Below are 450 nucleotides of genomic sequence, written 5' to 3'. Positions count from 1 at the left end.
GAAAGCTTCTGGCGCATGATGGGTGAAATAGGCGACCAGGCGTTTTTCCCCCGGTACATCTTCACGGGCCAGCACCACGGCTTCCTTCACCACCTCATGCTGCGCCAGCCGCCCTTCGATCTCGCCCGGTTCGATGCGAAAACCCCGGATCTTCACCTGGTCATCGTTGCGCCCCAGGTAATCGATGTTGCCATCCGGCAGATAACGACCCAAGTCGCCGGTGCGGTACATCCGGGCATTCACCAAGTCGCTGAACGGATCCCGCAGGAAACGCTCGACGGTCAATTCCGGACGGTTCAGGTAACCCCGCGCCACCTGCACCCCACCGATGTAAATCTCCCCGGCCACGCCCAGGGGCACCGGTTGTCGATGGGCATCGAGCAGGTAGATCCGCGTGTTGGCAATCGGCTTGCCGATGGGCGTGCTGTCCGGGGTGTCTGCCCCCGTGCA

Annotated in this window: 1 protein-coding gene; it reads right to left on the bottom strand. The window is 62.4% G+C overall.

Features of this window, described 5'->3' with window-relative positions; translation table 11 throughout:
• Positions 1-450 (bottom strand): AMP-binding protein (locus HU767_RS28595; protein ID WP_186731119.1); only part of this gene is annotated, 450 nt, incomplete at both ends.

The sequence above is a fragment of the Pseudomonas sp. SWRI179 genome, assembly GCF_014268705.1.
GTDB lineage: Bacteria > Pseudomonadota > Gammaproteobacteria > Pseudomonadales > Pseudomonadaceae > Aquipseudomonas > Aquipseudomonas zanjanensis.
Note: the sequence above shows the minus strand (reverse complement) of the source record. Positions and strands in the feature narration are given on the sequence as shown.